The organism is Cryobacterium sp. Sr8 (assembly GCF_004403225.1).
GTDB classification, from domain to species: Bacteria; Actinomycetota; Actinomycetes; order Actinomycetales; family Microbacteriaceae; genus Cryobacterium; species Cryobacterium psychrotolerans.
On sequence record NZ_SOHO01000039.1, the window covers coordinates 70,072 to 90,175 of the forward strand.

Below are 20,104 nucleotides of genomic sequence, written 5' to 3' on the forward strand. Positions count from 1 at the left end.
GGCGATCAGGCAAGCGGGATCAGGCGAGGGTGATCAGGTCCAGGTAGTCCTTGTTCCAGTGGTCCTCGACACCGTCGGGCATGATCAGCACCCGCTCGGGATTGAGGGACTCGACAGCGCCCTCGTCGTGGCTGACCAGGACCACAGCGCCGGCGTAGTTGGCCAGCGCGTCCAGGATCTCGGCGCGGCTGGCCGGGTCCAGGTTGTTCGTGGGCTCGTCGAGGAGCAGCACGTTGGCGCCGGAGACGACGATCATGGCCAGCGCGAGCCGGGTCTTCTCGCCGCCGGAGAGAACCCCGGCCGCCTTGTGCGAGTCGTCGCCGGTGAACAGGAAGGAGCCGAGCACCTTGCGGGCTTCCATCTCGGTGATGCTGGGCGAGGAGGAAACCATGTTCTCGAGCACGCTGCGCTTGATGTCGATGGTCTCGTGTTCCTGGGCGTAGTAGCCGATCCGCAGGCCGTGGCCGGGTTCGATCTGGCCGGTGTCGGGCTTGTCGACGCCGGCGAGCATGCGCAGCAGGGTCGTCTTGCCCGCACCGTTGAGGCCGAGGATGACGACCTTCGACCCGCGGTCGATGGCCAGGTCGACGGCGGCGAAGATCTCCAGGGAGCCGTAGCTCTTGGACAGGTTCGTCGCCATCAGCGGGGTGCGACCGCACGGCGCGGGCTCCGGGAAGCGCAGCTTGGCGACCCGGTCGACGGCGCGCACGGCATCGAGGCCGGAGAGCAGCTTCTCGGCGCGGGCCACCATCTGGTGGGCGGATGCCGCCTTGCTGGCCTTGGCGCCGAATTTGGCGGCCTGCATTTGCAGCGTCGACGCCTTCTTCTCGGCGTTGGCGCGTTCCTTCTTGCGGCGTTCGGCGTCGGCCTCGCGCTGGCGCTGGTAGTTCTTCCAGTTCATGTTGTAGATGTCGATCGCCATACGGTTGGCGTCGAGGTAGAAGACCCGGTTGACCGTGTCGCCGACGAGTTCGATGTCGTGGCTGATGATGATGCATCCGCCGCGGTAGTTCTTCACGAACTCGCGCAGCCAGACGACGGAATCGGCGTCGAGGTGGTTGGTGGGCTCGTCGAGGATCATCGTCTCGGCCGCGGAAAAGAGGATGCGGGCGAGCTCGATCCGGCGGCGCTGGCCGCCGGAGAGCGTCTTGAGCTGCTGGTCGAGGATGCGGTCGGGCAGGTTCAGGTTGCTGGCGATCGACGCCGCTTCGGCCTCGGCCGCGTAGCCGCCCAGCGCGTTGAACTGGTCGGTCAGGGTGCCGTAGGTGCGCATGGCCGCGGCGCTGACCTTCTCGTCTTCGCTGGCCATGTCGAGGCTGGACTGGAGCATGCCGAGGGAAATGGTGCCCAGCCCGCGGGCGTCGAGGATGCGGGTGCGCGCCAGCATCTCCGGATCGCCCGAGCGCGGGTCCTGCGGGAGGTAGCCGATCTCGCCGGAGCGCTCGATCTGCCCCTTCGTGGGCAGGGTCTCCCCCGCCAGGGTCTTGGTCAGCGTGGTCTTGCCGGCACCGTTTCGACCGACGAGGCCGATCTTGTCTCCGTTGGAAACGCGGAAGCTGACGTCCTCCATGAGCACGCGCGCCCCCACACGGATCTCGAGATCTTGCACGTTGAGCACAGCAATAGTCCGTTCAGAGGGGGGTAAAAAGTCGCCGGCCCAGTCGGGCCAACTATCCAGTATATTTACTTGCCGCGTCCGCCTCGTACCCGACAGCTACGACAGGGTGGCTTTGAGGGTCTTTCCGAGCCATTCCCGGTAGGCCGAGGCCGACCAGCCGAGGTCGGTCACGAAGGACTCGTACACCTGCGGGTGGACGAGGGCCCAGATCGCCGCGGCGGCCTCGTGGTCGCTCAGCCCGGCCCGTAGCCCGCGCCGGGCCCGGAGGGCCGACGCGGCCTCACCGTAATGGTGCAGCCGGCCGGCGGCGCGCCGGAGTTCGAGTTTCGCGACCTCCGGATCAACGGCGGTGGCCTGGCCGATCACGCGGAAGACGCCCGACGTTCGCGCATGCAACTCGGTGAACCAGTCCGCGAGAATCCGGATGATCTCCGGTGCGCTCACGGCGGCGGCCACCCGCCGGCGCATCACATCGGGGAGAAGGGCAGGGGCGTCCGGTCCGGCGGCGGCGAGATCGAGCACCGCGGAGAGCACCTCGGCCTTGTTGCCGATCGAGTTGTAGATCGTCTGGACCGCGACGCCGGCCTCGTCGGCGATCGCGCCGATCGAGGTGGCGACATAGCCGCGCTCGAGCATCAATCGGTGCGCGGCCAGGGTGATCGCCGCTCGAGTGGCCGTGGCCTGCACGGATCGGCGGATTTGCGCGGGAGTCGACGGTGCTGGCATGACACTTAGAGTACCGTTCTACTAGGTGTAAACCCATTCCACTCGGCGCCTCAGCCGCGACGGTGGCCGATCCAGGACGCAGAACGGCCCCGATGCGCGAACGCATCGGGGCCGTGAGGAACGGCGGGCGGGTGACGCCGGGCTAGACCGAGAAGCCGAGGGCGCGCATCATGTCGCGACCGTCGTCGGTGATCTTTTCGGGACCCCACGGCGGCATCCAGACCCAGTTGATCCGGAACTGGTCCACGACGCCGTCCAGGGCCTCGGCGGTCTGTTCCTCGAGCACGTCGGTCAGCGGGCAGCCGGCCGAGGTCAGGGTCATGTGGATGATGAGTGCGTCGTTCTCGTCATCCCAGCCGAGGTCGTAGATCAGCCCGAGGTCGACGACATTGATGCCGAGCTCCGGGTCCATGACGTCTTTGAGCGCCTCTTCGATTTCATCGAAGCGCGCAGGACTCAATGTGGAAGACATGCCCCTAGTTTACGTTCGTGTCGACGAGATAGCGATCGTAGCCCTCGTCTTCGAGGCGGTCGGCCAGCTCGGGACCGCCCTGCTCGGCGATGCGGCCGTTCACGAACACGTGCACGAAGTCCGGCTTGATGTAGCGCAGGATCCGCGTGTAGTGGGTGATCAGCAGGATGCCCAGGCCGGTGTTCTCCTTGGCCCGGTTCACGCCCTCCGACACGATCTTGAGCGCGTCGACGTCGAGTCCGGAGTCGGTCTCGTCGAGCACGGCGAACTTGGGCCTCAGCAGTTCGAGCTGCAGGATTTCGTTGCGCTTCTTCTCGCCGCCCGAGAAGCCCTCGTTGACGTTGCGCTCGGCGAAGCTCTTGTCCATCCGCAGCCGGCTCATCGACTCGCGGACATCCTTGATCCAGGTGCGGATGGGCGGCGCCGTCCCGTCGATCGCCGTCTTGGCGGTGCGGAGGAAGTTCGTGACCGACACCCCGGGGATCTCGACGGGATACTGCATCGCGAGGAAGAGGCCGGCGCGGGCGCGGGCGTCGACGGTCATGGCGAGGACGTCTTCGCCGTCGAGCTGGATCGTGCCGCTCTCCACGTGATACTTCGGGTGGCCGGCGATCGTGTAGGCCAGGGTGGACTTGCCCGAGCCGTTGGGGCCCATGATCGCGTGGATCTCGCCCTCGTTGATGGTCAGGTTGACGCCCCGCAGGATCTGCGTGGTGCCCTGGTCGGTCTCGACGCTGACGTGCAGGTCTTTTATCTCAAGTACAGACATGAATTCTCTTTCGTTTTCCGGCGTTGCCGCCGGCAAGTCGGGGTGGCTAGACGGCCAGGATGACGGCGGGGTCGATGAAGACGAAACCGTCAACGAGTTCGACCTTGTAGACGGGAACCGGGTCGTAGGCCGGGAGGGTGAGCGCCTTGCCTGTCTTCAGGGAAAACAGGGAGCCGTGCGCCCAGCACTCGATGGATTCTCCCTCGACGAAACCTTCCGAGAGGGAAATGTCGCCGTGGGTGCAGGTGTCGCCGATCGCGAACACCGAGCCGGCAGAGTCGCGAACGACGGCGATGGGGATGCCGTCGATGTCGACCTTAACGGCCTGGTTCGGTTCGAGGTCGTCGAAGGCGCAGATCTGGGTGGACGCCATGGTCAGTTCCCCTCCGAGACGGCCAGCTCGGCCTCGATGGCCGCGTGCAGCCGATCCTCGAGCGGTTTGGATCCGAGCTTCTGCACGATTTCGCTGAGGAAGCCGCGCACCACGAGCCGGCGGGCTTCGTCCTCGGTGATGCCGCGCGACTGCAGGTAGAACAACTGCTCGTCGTCGAAGCGTCCGGTGGCGCTGGCGTGACCGGCACCCAGGATGTCGCCGGTTTCGATCTCGAGGTTCGGCACGGAGTCGGCACGAGTACCTTCGCTCAGCACGAGGTTGCGGTTCTGCTCGTAGCTGTCGGTTCCGCTGGCGCCCGGGCCGATGAGCACGTCGCCGATCCACACGGTGCGCGCGGCCTTGCCCTGCAGGGCGCCCTTGTAGGTCACCCGGCTCCGGGTGTGCGGCGCGATGTGGTCGACGTAGACCTGCTGCTCGAGGTGCTGGCCGGCGTCGGCGAAGTACAGGCCCAGGAGCTCGGTGTCCGAGCCGGATCCGGCCAGGTGCACGGCCGGGTTGACCCGCACGATGCTTCCGCCGAGCGAGACGACGATGTGCTTGAGGCGCGCGTCGCGTCCGATGGTCGCGAAGTGGCTGGCCAGCTGGACCGCGTCGGCGTTCCACTCCTGCACGGTGATGACGGTGAGGTTCGCCGAGTCGCCGAGGATGATCTCGACGTTCTCGGTGATCCGGGCGTCGCCGCTGTTTTGCAGGATGACGGTGGCGCGGCTGAACGGCCTGGCCTCGATGATCGTGTGGGCCGCCCGCGGAGCGGAGCCGAGGTTCTCACGGGTGAGCGTGAGAACCTTCTCGTCCTCACCGGTGACGGTGATCGCGAGGGCGCGCTCGAAGCTCGTCCAGGCGTTGGCCGAGGCACGTTCCTCCGGCAAGCCGGCGGTGCCGATCCGGGAGTCGCCGCGCTCGACCCAGTCGACGGTCACGCCGGGCGCATCCGTGACGGAGTAGTCGTAGACCGACCCGTCGAGCTCGCCGGCGGTGAGGTCGGTGAACCGGGCAACGGGCGAGAACTTCCAGACCGCCTCGCGGCCGGTGACGGCTGCGAAGTCGGCGACGTTCACGCTCTTGAACCGCGCCGAGCGGGTCTGCACCGGCACATAGCCGAACCGGCCGTCCGAGTGTTCCTTGATTCCGTGCTGTTCGGCTGTGGGCATTGCGGGTGAAACGGGATTCAGTTTTGCAGAGGCGACGGACATCTAACCGACGGATCCTTCCATGCCCATTTCAATGAGCTTGTTGAGTTCAAGGGCATACTCCATCGGGAGTTCCCTGGCGATGGGTTCGATGAAACCGCGCACGATCATGGCCATGGCCTCGTCTTCGGGCATGCCGCGGCTCATCAGGTAGAACAACTGCTCTTCGCTGACCTTGGAGACGGTGGCCTCGTGCCCGAGCTGCACGTCGTCGACGCGGATGTCGATGGCCGGGTAGGTGTCGGAGCGGGACTTCGTGTCGACCAGGAGCGCGTCGCAGCGCACCGTGTTGGCCGAGTGGTGCGCGCGCACGTCGACCTTCACCTCGCCGCGGTAGGCCGAGCGGCCACCGCCGCGGGCGACCGACTTGGACACGATGGAGGACTGCGTGTACGGCGCCATGTGGATCATCTTGGCGCCGGCATCCTGATGCTGGCCGGGGCCGGCGAAGGCGACGGACAGGGTCTCGCCCTTGGCGTGCTCCCCCATCAGGTAGATCGACGGGTACTTCATGGTGACCTTGGAGCCGATGTTGCCGTCGATCCACTCCATGGTGGCGCCGGCGGCCGCGGTGGCGCGCTTGGTGACCAGGTTGTAGACGTTGTTCGACCAGTTCTGGATCGTCGTGTAGCGGACGCGGGCGTCCTTCTTCACGATGATCTCCACCACGGCGGAGTGCAGCGAGTCCGAAGTGTAGATGGGCGCGGTGCACCCCTCGATGTAGTGCACGTAGCTGCCCTCGTCGGCGATGATCAGCGTGCGCTCGAACTGGCCCATGTTCTCCGTGTTGATCCGGAAGTAGGCCTGCAGCGGGATCTCGACGTGGACGCCGGGCGGAACGTAGACGAACGACCCGCCGGACCAGGCCGCGGTGTTCAGCGCGGCGAACTTGTTGTCGCCGGAGGGAATGACCGTGCCGAAGTACTCCTCGAAGATCTCCGGGTGCTCCTTGAGCGCGGTGTCCGTGTCCATGAAGATGACGCCCTGGGCGGCGAGGTCCTCGTTGATCTGGTGGTAGACCACTTCCGACTCGTACTGGGCGGCGACACCCGAGACGAGGCGTGAACGCTCGGCCTCCGGGATGCCCAGCTTCTCGTAGGTGTTCTTGATGTCGTCGGGCAGGTCTTCCCAGGTCTGGGCCTGCCTCTCCGTGGACCGCACGAAGTACTTGATGTTGTCGAAGTCGATCCCCGAGAGGTCCGCGCCCCAGGTGGGCATGGGCTTGCGTTCGAAGAGCTCCAGCGCCTTGAGGCGTCGCTTCAGCATCCACTCGGGTTCGCTCTTGATGTTCGAGATGTCGGTGACGACTTCAGGCGAAATGCCGCGCCGGGCGGATGCGCCCGCGGCGTCGGAGTCAGCCCATCCGAACTCGTAGGTGCCGATCCCCTCAAGGTCGGGTCGGTCTAGCAGAACGTCAGACATTTTTTACCTCTTCTCCCATTCACAACAACCCGGATATCAGTCCGGTCATTCCCGGACACGCCTCCAGAGGAGGCCCTGTCGGGGAATGGGTTGTGTGGACGGCTACGTTGCGTACCTAAGATATTCAAGACCCTCGCCACGCTGCTTTGCCGCTTTACGGGCAACACGAGTGAATCCATGAAACCCTGATTCTACAGCGTCCGGGTGGCATTTCCAGTGACTACCGGCGTTTACACATGAGCCGACAAACCGAAAGCTGACCCACGTGAGCCGAATTTCCGCCTGGCTGCCCACCCGCGTTGACGGGCGCATCCGCTTCTTCGCGTGGCTGAGCCTCGTCACCGAGATCGTGATCGTCGGAACGGGCGGCGCGGTGCGGCTGACCGCATCGGGGCTGGGCTGTCCGACCTGGCCGACCTGCACCGCCCAATCCCTCGTACCGACGCCGGAGATGGGCGTCCACGGCGTGATCGAGTTCGCGAACCGCCTGATGACGGGCGTCGTGGGCCTCGTCGCGATCGCCACCTTCGTGCTGCTGTGGCGCATCCGCCGGGAGCGGCGCGATCTGTTCGTGCTCGCCCTCGTGCTGGCCCTCGGGGTGCTCGTCCAGGCCCTCCTCGGCGGAGTCACCGTGCTCACCGGCCTGAACCCGTTCATCGTCGGCCTGCACTTCATCGTGTCGTTGTTGATGGTGTGTGTCGCGACGGTGCTGGTCTACCGCACGACGACGACGCCCGGACCGCGTCGGCGCGTCGTGCCGACCTGGTTCGCGCGGCTGGCCCACGCCACCAGCGCGGTGGTGGCGATCACGATCGTGGTGGGCGTGGTCACCACCGCATCCGGGCCGCACTCCGGGGACTCCGACGCGGTCCGGTCCGGATTCGACGCCGAGCTGTTCGAGCACCTCCATGCCTGGCCGGCCTACGTCACGCTGCTGCTGACGGTGACGCTGCTCGCGGCGGCGGTCATCCGGGGTCTGCCGGTCGCCGGCTGGGCCGTTGGGCTGCTCGGGATCGAGGCGATGCAGATCATCATCGGGCTGGTCCAGGCCCGGACCGGCCTGCCCCCGGTGCTCGTCGGCAGCCACATGGTGCTGGCCTGCGTCCTCGCCGCGGTGATGACGGCGCTGATCCTGCACCTGAGGGCCCCTGTCGCCGAGACGGATGCCTCCCCGGCGTCGGCCACGGCATCCGCTGCCGGCACCGCGCGCAGCTAACGGTTCCCGCTGGCCCGCGCGCGGCCGGAGCGACGGCGGCTAGAAGGGCAGCAGCGGGTCGACGCCGACGGCGACGAAGAGCAGCGTGAGGTACGCGATCGAGCCGTGGAAGACCCGCATCGGAGAGACGTGCTCGTGCCGGATCGCCAGGTTGTAGAGGCGGTGGGTCTCGTAGATGAACCAGCCGCCGGTCACCAGCGCGACGAAGGCGTAGAGCAGGCCCATGTCCGCGACGGGGATGAGCAGCAGAGAGCAGGCGACCGTCGCCCAGGCGTAGAGGATGACCTGCAGGCCGACCTGGGCGCGCCCGCGCACCACGGCGAGCATGGGCACGCCGGCGGCCTGGTAGTCGGCGCGGTACTTCATCGACAGCGGCCAATAGTGCGGCGGGGTCCAGAGGAAGATCACCGCGAACAGGATGAACGGCGGCCACGACAGGTCGCCGGTCACGGCGGCCCAGCCGATCAGCACGGGCATGCAGCCGGCCACGCCGCCCCAGATGATGTTCTGGGCCGTGCGGCGCTTAAGGATGATCGTGTAGAACACGACATAGAGCAGGATGGCCGCCAGCGAGAGCACCGCAGCCAGCCAGTTGGTGAACGCCCAGAGCCAGACGATGGAGGCCGCGCCCAGCACCCAGGCGAGGATGAGCGCCTCACGGTCGCTGACCTCCCCGGTCACCAGCGGCCGATCCTTCGTGCGCTTCATCAGCCGGTCGATGTCACGGTCGAGGTAGCAGTTGAACACGCCGGCCGAACCGGCGCTCAGCGCGCCACCGATCAGCGTCGCCAGCACCAGCCACAGGCTGGGGATGCCGCCGGCCGCCAGGATCATGGTGGGCGCGGTGACGACGAGCAGGAGCTCGATGATCCGAGGCTTGGTCAGGGCGACATATGCCTTCAGGGTGCGGCGGATGGTGCGCGGTCCGCTCTCGCGGCGGGTTTCTACGGCGACGTCCATTGCTCCTCTTACGGTTCTGCTGGCTCGGTCAATTCTAGGCCATGCCGGACGGCCGGGCGGGAGCGTCCGCGCCCCGCCCGGCGGCCGGGGCTGCCGTCATCCCACGACACACGGGAATGCCGCATCCCTATACTGAACATGCCCGCCAGTCACGGCGATTGTCCGCGTGGATCGGCCTCGCCGAACCACACGCGCACGCGTGAGGCCGATGAAGTCCACGGGCGCGCCAACCTCAGCAGGAGCGGGTCCGTGACGACCTGCCCTCGTCGCTTCCAGAAGGGTCCTTTCAAAGTGGCAGCATTGCAGTGGAATTCCATCGACAACACGGCCATCGACACGGCCCGTCTGCTTGCCGCGGACGCCGTGGAGAAGGTCGGCAACGGGCATCCGGGCACCGCCATGAGCCTGGCCCCGGCAGCGTACCTCCTGTTCCAGAAGGTCATGCGGCGCGACCCGGCCGACAACGCCTGGCTCGGCCGCGACCGCTTCGTGCTCTCCGCCGGCCACAGCTCGCTCACCCAGTACGTCCAGCTCTACCTGGGCGGTTACGGCCTCGAGCTCGATGACCTCAAGGCGCTCCGCACCTGGGGCTCGAAGACTCCCGGCCACCCGGAATACGGCCACACCGACGGCGTCGAGATCACGACCGGCCCGCTCGGGCAGGGCCTGGCCTCCGCCGTGGGCTTCGCCTACTCCGCGCGGTTCGAGCGCGGCCTGTTCGATCCGGATGCCGCGGACGGCACGAGCCCGTTCGACCACTTCGTCTATGTCATCGCCGGCGACGGCGACCTGCAGGAGGGCGTCACCGCCGAGGCATCCTCGCTCGCCGGCCACCAGCAGCTCGGCAACCTGATCACCATCTACGACAGCAACCAGATCTCGATCGAAGACGACACGAACATCGCGTTCACGGAGGACGTCGCGGCGCGCTACGCCGCCTACAACTGGCACGTGCAGACCGTCGACTGGAAGAAGACCGGTTCGTACGTCGAGGACGTCGCCGAGCTCCACTCCGCGATCGAGGCGGCCCAGGCCGTGACCGACCAGCCGTCGCTGATCATCCTGAAGACGATCATCGGCTGGCCCAGCCCGAAGAAGCAGAACACCGGCAAGATTCACGGATCCGCGCTGGGCGCCGAGGAACTCGCCGGTGTCAAGACGGTGCTGGGATTCAACCCGGACAAGAACTTCGAGGTCGCGGACGACGTGATCGAGCACACCCGCAAGGCCCTCGTCCGCGGTGCGGACCAGCACGCCGAGTGGAACACGCGCTTCGACGCCTGGTCGGCGGCGAACCCCGAACGGAAGCAGCTGCTGGACCGCCTGCTCACCGGCGAACTGCCCGACGGGCTCGACGAGGCGCTCCCGGTCTTCCCGGCCGGCACCGAGGTCTCCACCCGGGCCGCATCCGGCAAGGTGCTCGGCGTCCTCGGCTCGGTCATCCCCGAACTCTGGGGCGGCTCCGCCGACCTCGCCGAATCGAACAACACCACGATCGCGGGCGCCGCATCATTCGTTCCGAGCGAACACAGCACCGGCGCGTGGAGCGGCCACAAGTACGGCCGCGTGCTGCACTTCGGCATTCGCGAGCACGCGATGGCCGCCATCCTGAACGGCATCGTGTTGCACGGCAACACTCGCCCGTTCGGCGGGACCTTCCTGATCTTCAGCGACTACATGCGCCCGGCGATCCGCCTCGCGGCGCTGATGAAGGCGCCGTCGATCTTCGTCTGGACGCACGACTCCGTCGCCCTCGGCGAAGACGGCCCCACCCACCAGCCGATTGAGCAGCTCGCGACGCTCCGTGCCATTCCGGGCCTCGACGTCGTGCGTCCGGGCGACGCCAACGAGGTGAGCTGGGCCTGGAAGACGATCCTCGAACGTCGAGGCGGTCCGGCCGGCATCGTGCTGACCCGCCAGAACATCCCCGTGTTCGAGCGCGGCGACGGCGACGCATCCGGAGACACCTTCGCGTCGGCCGCGAACGTGGCCCGGGGCGCCTACGTCCTGGCCGAGGCCCCCGGCGGCACCCCCGACGTGATCCTGATCGGGACCGGCTCGGAGGTGCAGCTGGCAGTCAACGCCCGCGAGGCGCTCAGTGCCGACGGCATCAACGCCCGGGTCGTGTCGGCGCCCAGCCTCGAATGGTTCGAGGAGCAGACCGCCGAATACCGCGAGTCGGTGCTGCCGGCGGCCGTGACCGCGCGGGTATCGGTTGAGGCCGGAATCGCGCTGACCTGGGGCAGGTACGTCGGCGACCGCGGCCGCAGCGTCTCCATCGAGCACTTCGGTGCCTCGGCGGACTACAAGACCCTGTTCCGCGAATTCGGCATCACCACGGATGCCGTGGTCGCCGCCGCCAGGGAATCCCTCGCAGCGCTCTGAGCGCGCCCCGAAACCTACATCTGAATCACAGGAGAAAAACATGACTGAGACCACTCCCCTCGCCCAGCTTTCCGCTGCCGGCGTCAGCATCTGGCTGGACGACCTGTCCCGCGAGCGCATCACCTCCGGCGGACTGAAGAATCTGATCGCCGAGAAGAACGTCGTCGGCGTCACGACGAACCCGACGATCTTCGCCGGCGCTCTGAGCAAGGGCGAGGCGTACACCGAGCAGGTTGCGCTCCTCGCCGCGGCCGGCACCGGCGTTCACGACGCCGTCTTCGAGATCACCACCGACGACGTCGCCGCGGCCAGCGACCTGTTCCGCCCGGTCTACGACCGCACGAACGGTCTCGACGGCCGGGTCTCGATCGAGGTCGAGCCGACCCTCGCCCACGACGCGGCCGGAACCATCGCCGCGGCCCGCCAGCTCTGGGCAAAGGTCGACCGGCGCAACGCCCTGATCAAGATCCCGGCGACCATCGAAGGCCTCGAGGCGATCACGGAGACCATCGCGGCCGGCATCAGCGTCAACGTCACGCTCATCTTCAGCCTCGAACGCCACCGCCAGGTCATCAACGCCTACCTGACCGGGCTGGAAAAGGCCCGGGCCGCCGGAATCGACATCTCCACCATCCACTCGGTCGCGTCGTTTTTCGTGTCGCGCGTGGACACCGAAATCGACAAGCGCCTGGAAGCCGTCGGCACGGCCGAGGCGCTCGCCCTCAAGAGCAAGGCCGGCGTCGCCAACGCGCGCCTGGCCTACCAGGTCTACGAGCAGGCCTTCGACAGCGAGCGGGCCAGGGTGCTCATCGGAGCCGGGGCGAACAAGCAGCGCCCGTTGTGGGCCTCGACCGGTGTCAAGGACCCGAGCCTGCCCGACACCCTCTACGTGACCGAGCTGGTCGCGCCCGAGGTCGTCAACACCATGCCGGAGAAGACCCTCGACGCGACGTTCGACCACGGCGTCATCGCCGGGGACACGATCACCGGCAACTACGACGACGCCAACGCCGTTCTCGACGCGCTGGCCGCCCAGGGCATCTCCTACGACGATGTCACCCGGGTGCTCGAGGCCGAGGGCGTCTCCAAGTTCATCGTGTCCTGGAACGAGCTGCTCGACACGGTCACGGCCGCGCTCGAGGCCGCCCGGGCCCACCGGTGAGCTTCCGCATTTCGGTGAGCGGCGGCGCGGCCGAGGCCGTCCGCACCGCGGTGCCCATCCTCGTCGACGACCTGGTCGCGTCGAGCATCACGGCCCTCGACCCCGCGCTCTGGGGTCCGGAGGCCGAGGATGAGGCGTCGAAGCGTCTCGGCTGGACCGAGTCGGTCGCGGTCTCGCGTCCGCTCGTCGCCGAGATCCTGGCGCTGCGCGACACGCTTCGCGCCGACGGCGTCACCCGGATCGCCCTGGCGGGCATGGGCGGCTCGTCGCTGGCGCCCGAGGTCATCACCCGCACCGCCGGCGTGGGCCTCACCGTGCTGGACTCGACCGATCCCGGCCAGGTTCTTGCCGCCCTGCACGACGGCCTCGAAGCCACGGCACTCGTAGTCTCGTCCAAGTCGGGGTCCACCGTCGAAACCGACAGCCAGCGCCGGGTGTTCGAGCGCGCGTTCCGCGCGGCCGGCATCGACCCGGCCGCGCGGATCATCGTCGTGACCGATCCCGGCTCGCCGCTGGAGGCATCCGCCCGCGCCGCCGGCTACCGCGTCTTCACCGCCGACCCGACTGTCGGCGGACGCTACTCGGCCCTCACGGCGTTCGGCCTGGTGCCGTCCGGCCTGGCCGGGGTCGACGTCGGTCAGCTCCTGGACGAAGCCGACGCGATCAGCCTCGCGCTGGCCGTGGACTCCCCCGAGAACCCGGGCCTCGTGCTCGGCGCGGCCATTGCCGCGACCAGCCCGCTGCGGGACAAGCTCGCCCTGCTGGCGGACGGGACCCACATCGTGGGCCTGCCCGACTGGATCGAGCAGCTCGTCGCCGAATCGACCGGCAAGAAGGGCACCGGCCTCCTGCCCGTCGTGCTCGAATCGGGCGCGCCCGAGCTGTCCGCGAATCTGCCGGACCTGCAGCTGGTGCGCCTCGTCGACGACGCGGGCCTCGAGGTCTTCGGTGCCGACGACGGCACCGACGAGATCCGGGTGAGCGGGACGCTGGGCGCCCAGTTCCTGGTCTGGGAATACGCCACGGTGGTCGCCGGACGGCTGCTGGGCATCAACCCGTTCGACCAGCCGGACGTGGAATCCGCCAAGATCGCGAGCCGCGGACTGCTGGACGCCAGGCCCGAGCCCGAGCCGGCCGCCTTCATCTCCGACGGCATTGAGGTGCGCGGCACGCCGCACGTCATCGGCGCCGCCAGCGACCTCGCCTCGGCCGTCGACGCCCTGCTCGAGGAACTCGGACCGGACGGCTATGTCGCCGTGCAGGCGTACGTCAACCGCCTGGACTGCCCGGAACTGGCCGAGGTCCGCGACCTGCTCGCCCGGCTGTCCAAGCGGCCGGTCACCTTCGGCTGGGGTCCGCGATTCCTGCACTCCACGGGCCAGTTCCACAAGGGCGGGCCGGCCACCGGTGTGTTCCTCCAGATCCTGGCCGTCCCGGCCGAGGACCTCGACATTCCGGAACGGCCGTTCACGTTCGGTGAACTCATCCAGGCCCAGGCCAGCGGTGACGCGAGCGTGCTTGCCGAACATGGTCGCCCGGTCCTCACCCTCACCCTCACCCAGCCTGCTGCGAACATCTCAACCCTGTTCGCCGCCCTGCGTTGACGCCTGTCCCTCAAAGGAGCTGCATGTCCCCGGTGGAGATCACCCCGGAGTTCAATCCGCTGCGATCAGCGTCCGACTACCGCCTGAACCGGATCGCGGGGCCCAGCAGCCTCGTCATCTTCGGCGTGACGGGCGACTTGTCGCGGAAGAAACTCATGCCCGCCGTGTACGACCTGGCGAATCGGGGGCTGCTGCCGCCGGGCTTCGCGCTCGTCGGTTTCGCCCGGCGCGACTGGGACAACGAGGACTTCATGCAGGTCGTGCACGACGCCGTGAAGCAGTATGCGCGCACCGAGTTCCACGAGGATGTCTGGGCGCAGCTGGCCGAGGGCATCCGTTTCGTGCCGGGTACGTTTGACGACGACGCGGCGTTCGAACAGCTCAAGGAGACCATCCAGGAGCTCGATGAGAAGCGCGGCACGATGGGCAATCATGCGTTCTACCTCTCGATCCCGCCGAAGGCGTTCCCGCAGGTCACGGAGCAGCTGCGTCGCTCTGGTCTCGCGGAGCAGAAGGAGGGCCAGTGGCGCCGCGTCGTCATTGAGAAGCCCTTCGGCAGCGACCTGAAGACGGCTCGGGAGCTCAACGACGTCGTCGAGTCGGTCTTCCCGGCCGATTCGGTCTTCCGGATCGACCACTACCTGGGCAAGGAGACGGTGCAGAACATTCTGGCCCTGCGCTTCGCCAACCAGCTGTACGAACCGATCTGGAACGCCAACTACGTCGACCACGTGCAGATCACCATGGCCGAAGACATCGGAGTGGGCGGCCGCGCCGGCTACTACGACGGCATCGGCGCCGCCCGCGACGTGATCCAGAACCACCTGCTGCAGCTCCTCGCCCTGACGGCGATGGAGGAGCCGATCTCCTTTGCGGCGGAAGACCTCCGCACCGAGAAGGAGAAGGTGCTGGCCTCCGTCCGTTTGCCCGACGACCTCGCCACCGGCACCGCCCGCGGGCAGTACTCGGGGGGCTGGCAGGGCGGCGAGAAGGTCCTCGGCTTCCTCGACGAAGACGGGATGAACCCGGAGTCGCTCACCGAAACCTACGCCGCGCTCAGGCTCACCATCGAAACCCGGCGCTGGTCGGGAGTCCCGTTCTATCTCCGGGCCGGGAAGCGGCTGGGCCGACGGGTCACCGAGATCGCCGTCGTGTTCAAACGCGCCCCGCAGTCCCTGTTCGAGGAGGGCCACACGGCGACGCTCGGCCAGAACGCGCTCGTCATCCGGGTGCAGCCCGACGAGGGGGTCACCATCCGTTTCGGCTCGAAGGTTCCCGGCGTCGGAATGCAGGTGCGCGACGTCACGATGGACTTCGGCTACGGACACGCCTTCACCGAGGCGAGCCCGGAGGCCTACGAGCGTCTCATCCTCGACGTGCTCCTCGGCGACCCGCCGTTGTTCCCCCGCCACGAGGAGGTCGAGCTGTCCTGGAAGATCCTCGACCCGATCGAAGAGTTCTGGGCCGAGCAGGGCCGGCCGGAGCAGTACCGGCCGGGAACGTGGGGTCCCGATTCCGCCGACGAATTGCTGTCTCGCGACGGCCGGAAGTGGAGGCGACCGTGATTGTCGACCTGCCGGACACCACGACGTCCAAGATCTCCAAGGCGCTGGTGCGCATCCGGGAGGAGGGCGGCGCCGTGGCTCTCGGCCGTGTGCTGACGCTCATCATCGCGTCGACGCTCGGCCACGAAGAGGAGGCCATCGAGGCCGCCAATGACGCCTCACGGGAGCATCCCATGCGCGTCATCGTGGTCTCCACCCGGGAATCCGACGGCACGCACAGCGCCGTCGAGGCCCGGGTCGACGCCGAGATCCGCGTCGGCGGGGACGCGGGGGCGAGCGAGGTCATCGTGCTCCGCGCCTACGGCGATGCCGCCAGCGACCCGGAGAGCCTCGTGATGGGTCTGCTCCTGCCGGACGCGCCCGTCGTCGCCTGGTGGCCGGGCGAGGCCCCCGACGTGCCCGCGGAGTCCCCCCTCGGGCGGATCGCATACCGCCGGGTGACGGATGCGTCGGCGCAGGCCGACCCGCAGGCCGCCCTGCACCGTCTCTGCACCAGCTACCGACCCGGCGACACCGACTTCGCCTGGACCCGGCTCACCCTCTGGCGGGCCCAGCTCGCCGCCGTGCTCGACCAGCCGCCGTACGAGGCGATCACGGCGGTCCAGGTCGAGGGCGCGGCCGATTCACCCTCGACGGCGCTGCTGGCCGCCTGGCTGCAGATGCAGCTGCAGGTGCCGGTCGAATACGAGCTCACCTCGGGCCCGCTGGCCCACGGAATCCGCGGGGTTCACCTCACCCGGGCATCCGGCGTCATCTCGCTCGAACGGGACATTCCGGAAATCGCGACCCTGACCCAGCCCGGCCGCCCGCAGCAGGATCTCACCCTCAAACGCCGCAGCCTGCGCGACTGCCTCTCCGATGAGCTGCGACGCCTCGACCCGGATGAGTTATATGGTGAAGTGATCACGCGCGGCCTGCCGCAACTCGACGACGTGGTCGCAGAACAGACCGGAGCACACTTGTGACGAATGAACGGCGCGTATTAGTCCACCTCAACAAGGAGTCGTTGTCGGCTTCGGTGGCGGCGCGGTTCATCACGAAGACCGTCGACATCCTTGACGACCAGGATGCTGCGAATGTCGTGCTGACCGGCGGTTCGGTCGGCATCGCCGTGCTGGCGGCCATCAACTCGTCGCCGGCCAGGGACACGATCGACTGGGGCCGGGTCTCGTTCTGGTGGGGCGACGAACGCTGGGTGCCCAAGGGCCACGCCGACCGCAACGAGCTGCAGGCGCGGGAAGCCCTGCTGGATCACATCTCGGTGCCGGAGGCGAACGTGCACCCGTTCCCCGCCTCGGACGAGGGCGACGACCTCGAGGCCGCCGCCGCTCGCTACGCGGCCGAGCTGGCCCTCGCCGCCCCATCCGGGGCCGCGCTGCCCCGCTTCGACATCACCTTCCTCGGCGTCGGGCCCGACGGCCACGTCGCCTCGCTCTTCCCGCACCAGTCAGGCATCCGGGAATCGCAGGCCAGCGTCATCCCGATCCTGAACGCGCCCAAGCCGCCGGCCGAGCGTTTGAGCCTCACCCGCCCCGCCCTGAACTCGTCGGAACGGGTCTGGCTGGTCCTGGCCGGCTCGGACAAGGCCTCCGCCCTCGGGCTGGCGCTGGCCGGGGCGAGCCGCGACGAGGTGCCGGTCGCGGGCATCAAGGGACGCAAGCGCACGGTCTTCTTCGTGGACAGTGAGGCCGCGGCCGAGGTGCCAGAGAACCTCATCGCCCCCATCTACTAATAACACCGCGAACCCGCAGTTGTGCGTGTTATGAGGGCCTCATAACGTGCACAACTGCGGGTTCGCGGTATGTGGTGGGTGCTAGTTGGTGGCGGTCAGCTTGCCACGGCGCACGCGCAACTGCTGGAGCGCCTCCTCGAGGAGCGACTCCGCTTCCTCTTCGGTGCGGCGTTCCTTGACGTAGGCCAGGTGCGTCTTGTACGGCTCGAGCTTGATCACCGACGGCGGGTTCGCCTTGTCGCGGCCGGCCGGCAGGCCGGAGGACGGGCAGTCGATGGTGACGGGGATTTCCTCGTCGGGAAGGTTGGCCGCGAAGTAGCGGACGGTTTCGTTGCCGAGGGCGTCCCAATAGGACACCTTGATGCGGTCGGCGTGGAAACCACGGTCCTGCTCCCCCATGGGCCCCGCTCCGACACGAGAACCCCGAATTGCGCTGCCACCAGATGCCATGATGTTTCTCCCCTTGTGCTGATTAGTCGGTATAGCCGCAGTCCAGGGGACTGCGATCGTGCAAAATCTGCCTAAGCGCCGGTGTCGAACTTGGTGATCAGGCCGAGCACCACGATGCAGGAAATCCACAGCAGCCCGAGAATGATGGTGATTCGGTTGAGGTTGCGCTCGGCAACCCCGGATGCGCCGAGGTTCGAAGTGACGCCGCCGCCGAACATGTCGGACAGCCCGCCCCCTCGTCCCTTGTGCAACAGAATGAGCATGGTGAGCAGGAGGCTCGTAATGCCGAGCAGTACCTGCAACACAACCTGGAGAATGTCCACGAAAACCTTTCACAATGCGGTGGGCGCGCGCGCACCACCAAGACACTGGTAATTATAGCCTGACGGCCAAGCCCACCCGCGGTTGCCCCTCCGGACAACCGCGTTGGGTCTAGATTCCGACGTGCTTCTGGTACCGGACGATGCCGGAGAATTCATCGATGTCGAGGCTCGCCCCGCCGACGAGCGCGCCGTCGACGTTGGGTTCGCGCATGAACCCGGCGATGTTGACGGCCTTGACCGACCCGCCGTAGAGGATGCGGGTCTTGTCGGCCACGTCCTGGCCGAGCGTCTCGTTCAGCACGGCACGCAGCGCGGCAGCGACCTGTTCGGCCTGCTCCGGCGTCGCGGCCTGTCCGGAGCCGATCGCCCAGACCGGCTCGTACGCCACAACGATGTCCGCGGCCCTGGTGACCCCGGCGAGGGCCGCGCGAAGCTGCGCGACCGGGACGGCGCTCGGGCCGTGCAATTCGAGGTCCGCGGCGGTCTCGCCGACGCAGATGATCGGGACCAGGTTGTGCCTGAGCGCGGCCACGACCTTCGCGGCCACCTGCTCGTCGGTCTCGGCGTGCAGGGTGCGGCGCTCGGAGTGGCCGATGATCACGTACTGGCATTCGAGCTGGGCCAGGAATGCGCCGGAGATCTCCCCGGTGTAGGCGCCGGAGTCGTGCTCGGAGAGGTCCTGCGCGCCGAAGGCGAGCGGGAGCTTGTCCGCGGCGACCAGGGTCTGCACGGATCGCAGGTCGGTGAACGGCGGGAAGACGGCAACCTCGACGGCGGTGAAGTCGTGCCGCGCGTCCTTGAGACTCCAGGCGAGCTTCTGCACGAAGGCGATGGCCTGGAGGTGGTCCAGGTTCATCTTCCAGTTGCCCGCAATCAGGGGCGTGCGCCGTGGGTTGATATTCACTGCCATCCGAGGACCTCCAGTCCAGGCAGGCGCTTACCCTCGAGGAACTCGAGGCTGGCGCCACCGCCGGTAGATATATGACCGAATTGGTCGTCGTTGAAACCGAGAATTCGTACGGCCGCCGCGGAATCTCCCCCGCCGACGACGCTGAGGCCGTCGACCTCGGTGAGTGCGGACGCGACCGTGCGCGTGCCTTCGGCGAAGGCGGCAAGCTCGAACACGCCCATGGGGCCATTCCAGAAGACCGTCTTCGACGCGCGGATGATGGCGGCGAACGCCCGGGCGGAGTCCGGACCGATGTCCAGGCCCAGCCCGGATGCGCCGAACGGGGTGTCTTCGATCGCGTCGGCCAGGGTGACCTGGTGTTCGGCGTCCCCGCCGAACTTCGACGCCACGACGATGTCCGTGGGGAGCACGATCTTCACGCCGAGGCGCTCGGCTTCGGCGAGGTAGCCGCGGACGGTGTCGAGCTGGTCGCTCTCGAGCAGGCTTGATCCGACCTTGTGGCCCTGGGCCGCGAGGAAGGTGAACACCATCCCGCCGCCGATCAGCAGCGAGTTGACCCTGGGCAGGAGGTGGCCGATGACGCCGAGCTTGTCCGAGACCTTCGAGCCGCCGAGGACGACCGTGTACGGCGCCTCGGGCTTCTCGGTCAGACGGTCGAGGACGTCGAGCTCCGTGGCGATCAGCAGGCCGGCGGCGCTCGGCAGGAGCGTCGCCAGTTCGAACACGCTGGCCTGCTTGCGGTGGACCACGCCGAAGCCGTCCGACACGAGCACGTCGCCCAGCGCCGCGAGGCGGGCCGCGAAGGCGGCCCGCTCCGCGTCGACCTTGCTGGTCTCCCCCGCGTTGAAACGCAGGTTCTCGAGCACGACGACGCCGCCGTCGGTGAGCTGCGCGACGGCATCCGTCGCCGAATCCCCGACGGTGTCGGTGGCGAAGGCGACTCCGGTTCCGAGCAGCTCGCCGAGACGGTCGGCGACCGGGGCCAGGCTGTATTTCGCGTCGGGAGCCCCGTCGGGGCGGCCGAGGTGAGACACGATGACGACCCGGGCGCCCTGGGCGATCAGGGCCCGGATCGTGGGCAGCGAGGCCCTGATCCGGCCGTCGTCGGTGATCCGTCCGCGCTCAAGCGGGACGTTCAGGTCACAGCGGACGATGACTCTTGTGCCCTGGAGCGAACCCAGCGACTCGATGGTGCGCAACAAACCG

The 20,104-nt window shown here is 67.8% G+C and carries 19 protein-coding genes; 7 read left to right on the top strand and 12 right to left on the bottom strand.

Annotated elements, in window-relative coordinates; translation table 11 throughout:
- Nucleotides 1-19: 19 nt before the first annotated feature.
- The 7 genes from E3T54_RS06795 to sufB form a co-directional block, all read right to left on the bottom strand.
- The gene (locus tag E3T54_RS06795; protein ID WP_134475081.1) at nucleotides 20-1,618 is read right to left on the bottom strand and encodes an ABC-F family ATP-binding cassette domain-containing protein; all 1,599 of its coding nucleotides are present in this window, start codon (nucleotides 1,616-1,618) and stop codon (nucleotides 20-22) included.
- Nucleotides 1,619-1,714: 96 nt separating this feature from the next.
- A complete protein-coding gene (locus E3T54_RS06800; RefSeq protein WP_134475082.1) occupies nucleotides 1,715-2,344 on the bottom strand; it encodes a TetR/AcrR family transcriptional regulator in 630 nt (209 codons plus the stop codon).
- 142 nt (nucleotides 2,345-2,486) lie between these two features.
- On the bottom strand, nucleotides 2,487-2,816 hold the full coding sequence (locus tag E3T54_RS06805; RefSeq protein ID WP_092321968.1) for a metal-sulfur cluster assembly factor: 330 nt from the start codon (nucleotides 2,814-2,816) through the stop codon (nucleotides 2,487-2,489).
- Between the two features lie 4 nt (nucleotides 2,817-2,820).
- Nucleotides 2,821-3,585, bottom strand: a complete 765-nt coding sequence (gene sufC, locus E3T54_RS06810) for a Fe-S cluster assembly ATPase SufC (protein WP_092321969.1) — start codon at nucleotides 3,583-3,585, stop codon at nucleotides 2,821-2,823.
- Between the two features lie 46 nt (nucleotides 3,586-3,631).
- The gene (locus tag E3T54_RS06815) at nucleotides 3,632-3,958 is read right to left on the bottom strand and encodes a non-heme iron oxygenase ferredoxin subunit (RefSeq protein ID WP_092321971.1); all 327 of its coding nucleotides are present in this window, start codon (nucleotides 3,956-3,958) and stop codon (nucleotides 3,632-3,634) included.
- A gap of 2 nt (nucleotides 3,959-3,960) precedes the next feature.
- Nucleotides 3,961-5,130: a Fe-S cluster assembly protein SufD gene (sufD, locus tag E3T54_RS06820; protein WP_134475083.1), complete on the bottom strand. Its 1,170-nt coding sequence runs from the start codon at nucleotides 5,128-5,130 to the stop codon at nucleotides 3,961-3,963.
- Between the two features lie 42 nt (nucleotides 5,131-5,172).
- Nucleotides 5,173-6,591 (bottom strand): Fe-S cluster assembly protein SufB, encoded by a 1,419-nt coding sequence (sufB, locus tag E3T54_RS06825; protein WP_092321974.1) that lies wholly within the window; start codon nucleotides 6,589-6,591, stop codon nucleotides 5,173-5,175.
- A 265-nt stretch (nucleotides 6,592-6,856) separates the two neighbouring features.
- Between sufB and E3T54_RS06830 the strand changes: the two genes are divergently transcribed.
- Complete coding sequence (locus tag E3T54_RS06830; protein WP_092321975.1) at nucleotides 6,857-7,807, top strand: heme A synthase; 951 nt, start codon at nucleotides 6,857-6,859, stop codon at nucleotides 7,805-7,807.
- A 39-nt stretch (nucleotides 7,808-7,846) separates the two neighbouring features.
- Here E3T54_RS06830 and E3T54_RS06835 read toward each other — a convergent pair whose 3' ends face one another.
- On the bottom strand, nucleotides 7,847-8,767 hold the full coding sequence (locus tag E3T54_RS06835; RefSeq protein WP_092321977.1) for a heme o synthase: 921 nt from the start codon (nucleotides 8,765-8,767) through the stop codon (nucleotides 7,847-7,849).
- A gap of 291 nt (nucleotides 8,768-9,058) precedes the next feature.
- Here E3T54_RS06835 and tkt point away from each other — a divergent pair, with 291 nt between their 5' ends.
- The 6 genes from tkt to pgl are packed head-to-tail and all read left to right on the top strand — an operon-like array spanning nucleotide 9,059 to nucleotide 17,215.
- The gene (gene tkt / locus E3T54_RS06840; RefSeq protein ID WP_134475084.1) at nucleotides 9,059-11,152 is read left to right on the top strand and encodes a transketolase; all 2,094 of its coding nucleotides are present in this window, start codon (nucleotides 9,059-9,061) and stop codon (nucleotides 11,150-11,152) included.
- Between the two features lie 40 nt (nucleotides 11,153-11,192).
- Nucleotides 11,193-12,314: a transaldolase gene (gene tal, locus E3T54_RS06845; RefSeq protein WP_134475085.1), complete on the top strand. Its 1,122-nt coding sequence runs from the start codon at nucleotides 11,193-11,195 to the stop codon at nucleotides 12,312-12,314.
- Entirely contained in the window at nucleotides 12,311-13,918 is a 1,608-nt protein-coding gene (locus tag E3T54_RS06850) for a glucose-6-phosphate isomerase (RefSeq protein WP_134475086.1), read from the top strand. Before tal ends, E3T54_RS06850 begins: the two co-directional genes overlap by 4 nt.
- A gap of 23 nt (nucleotides 13,919-13,941) precedes the next feature.
- Complete coding sequence (zwf, locus tag E3T54_RS06855; RefSeq protein WP_134475087.1) at nucleotides 13,942-15,483, top strand: glucose-6-phosphate dehydrogenase; 1,542 nt, start codon at nucleotides 13,942-13,944, stop codon at nucleotides 15,481-15,483.
- The gene (locus E3T54_RS06860; protein ID WP_134475088.1) at nucleotides 15,480-16,448 is read left to right on the top strand and encodes a glucose-6-phosphate dehydrogenase assembly protein OpcA; all 969 of its coding nucleotides are present in this window, start codon (nucleotides 15,480-15,482) and stop codon (nucleotides 16,446-16,448) included. The genes zwf and E3T54_RS06860 overlap by 4 nt, the downstream gene beginning before the upstream one ends.
- Nucleotides 16,445-17,215: a 6-phosphogluconolactonase gene (pgl, locus tag E3T54_RS06865; protein ID WP_134475089.1), complete on the top strand. Its 771-nt coding sequence runs from the start codon at nucleotides 16,445-16,447 to the stop codon at nucleotides 17,213-17,215. The genes E3T54_RS06860 and pgl overlap by 4 nt, the downstream gene beginning before the upstream one ends.
- An 81-nt stretch (nucleotides 17,216-17,296) precedes the next feature.
- On the opposite strand, the gene E3T54_RS06870 is transcribed toward pgl, so the two are convergent.
- The 4 genes from E3T54_RS06870 to pgk form a co-directional block, all read right to left on the bottom strand.
- Complete coding sequence (locus E3T54_RS06870; protein WP_092321986.1) at nucleotides 17,297-17,665, bottom strand: RNA polymerase-binding protein RbpA; 369 nt, start codon at nucleotides 17,663-17,665, stop codon at nucleotides 17,297-17,299.
- Nucleotides 17,666-17,736: 71 nt separating this feature from the next.
- Nucleotides 17,737-17,988, bottom strand: coding sequence for a preprotein translocase subunit SecG (gene secG, locus E3T54_RS06875; RefSeq protein WP_092321987.1), 252 nt, complete (start codon nucleotides 17,986-17,988; stop codon nucleotides 17,737-17,739).
- Between the two features lie 109 nt (nucleotides 17,989-18,097).
- A complete protein-coding gene (gene tpiA / locus E3T54_RS06880) occupies nucleotides 18,098-18,898 on the bottom strand; it encodes a triose-phosphate isomerase (protein ID WP_174843269.1) in 801 nt (266 codons plus the stop codon).
- Nucleotides 18,889-20,097, bottom strand: a complete 1,209-nt coding sequence (gene pgk, locus E3T54_RS06885; RefSeq protein ID WP_134475154.1) for a phosphoglycerate kinase — start codon at nucleotides 20,095-20,097, stop codon at nucleotides 18,889-18,891. Before pgk ends, tpiA begins: the two co-directional genes overlap by 10 nt.
- Between the last annotated feature and the right edge of the window lie 7 nt (nucleotides 20,098-20,104).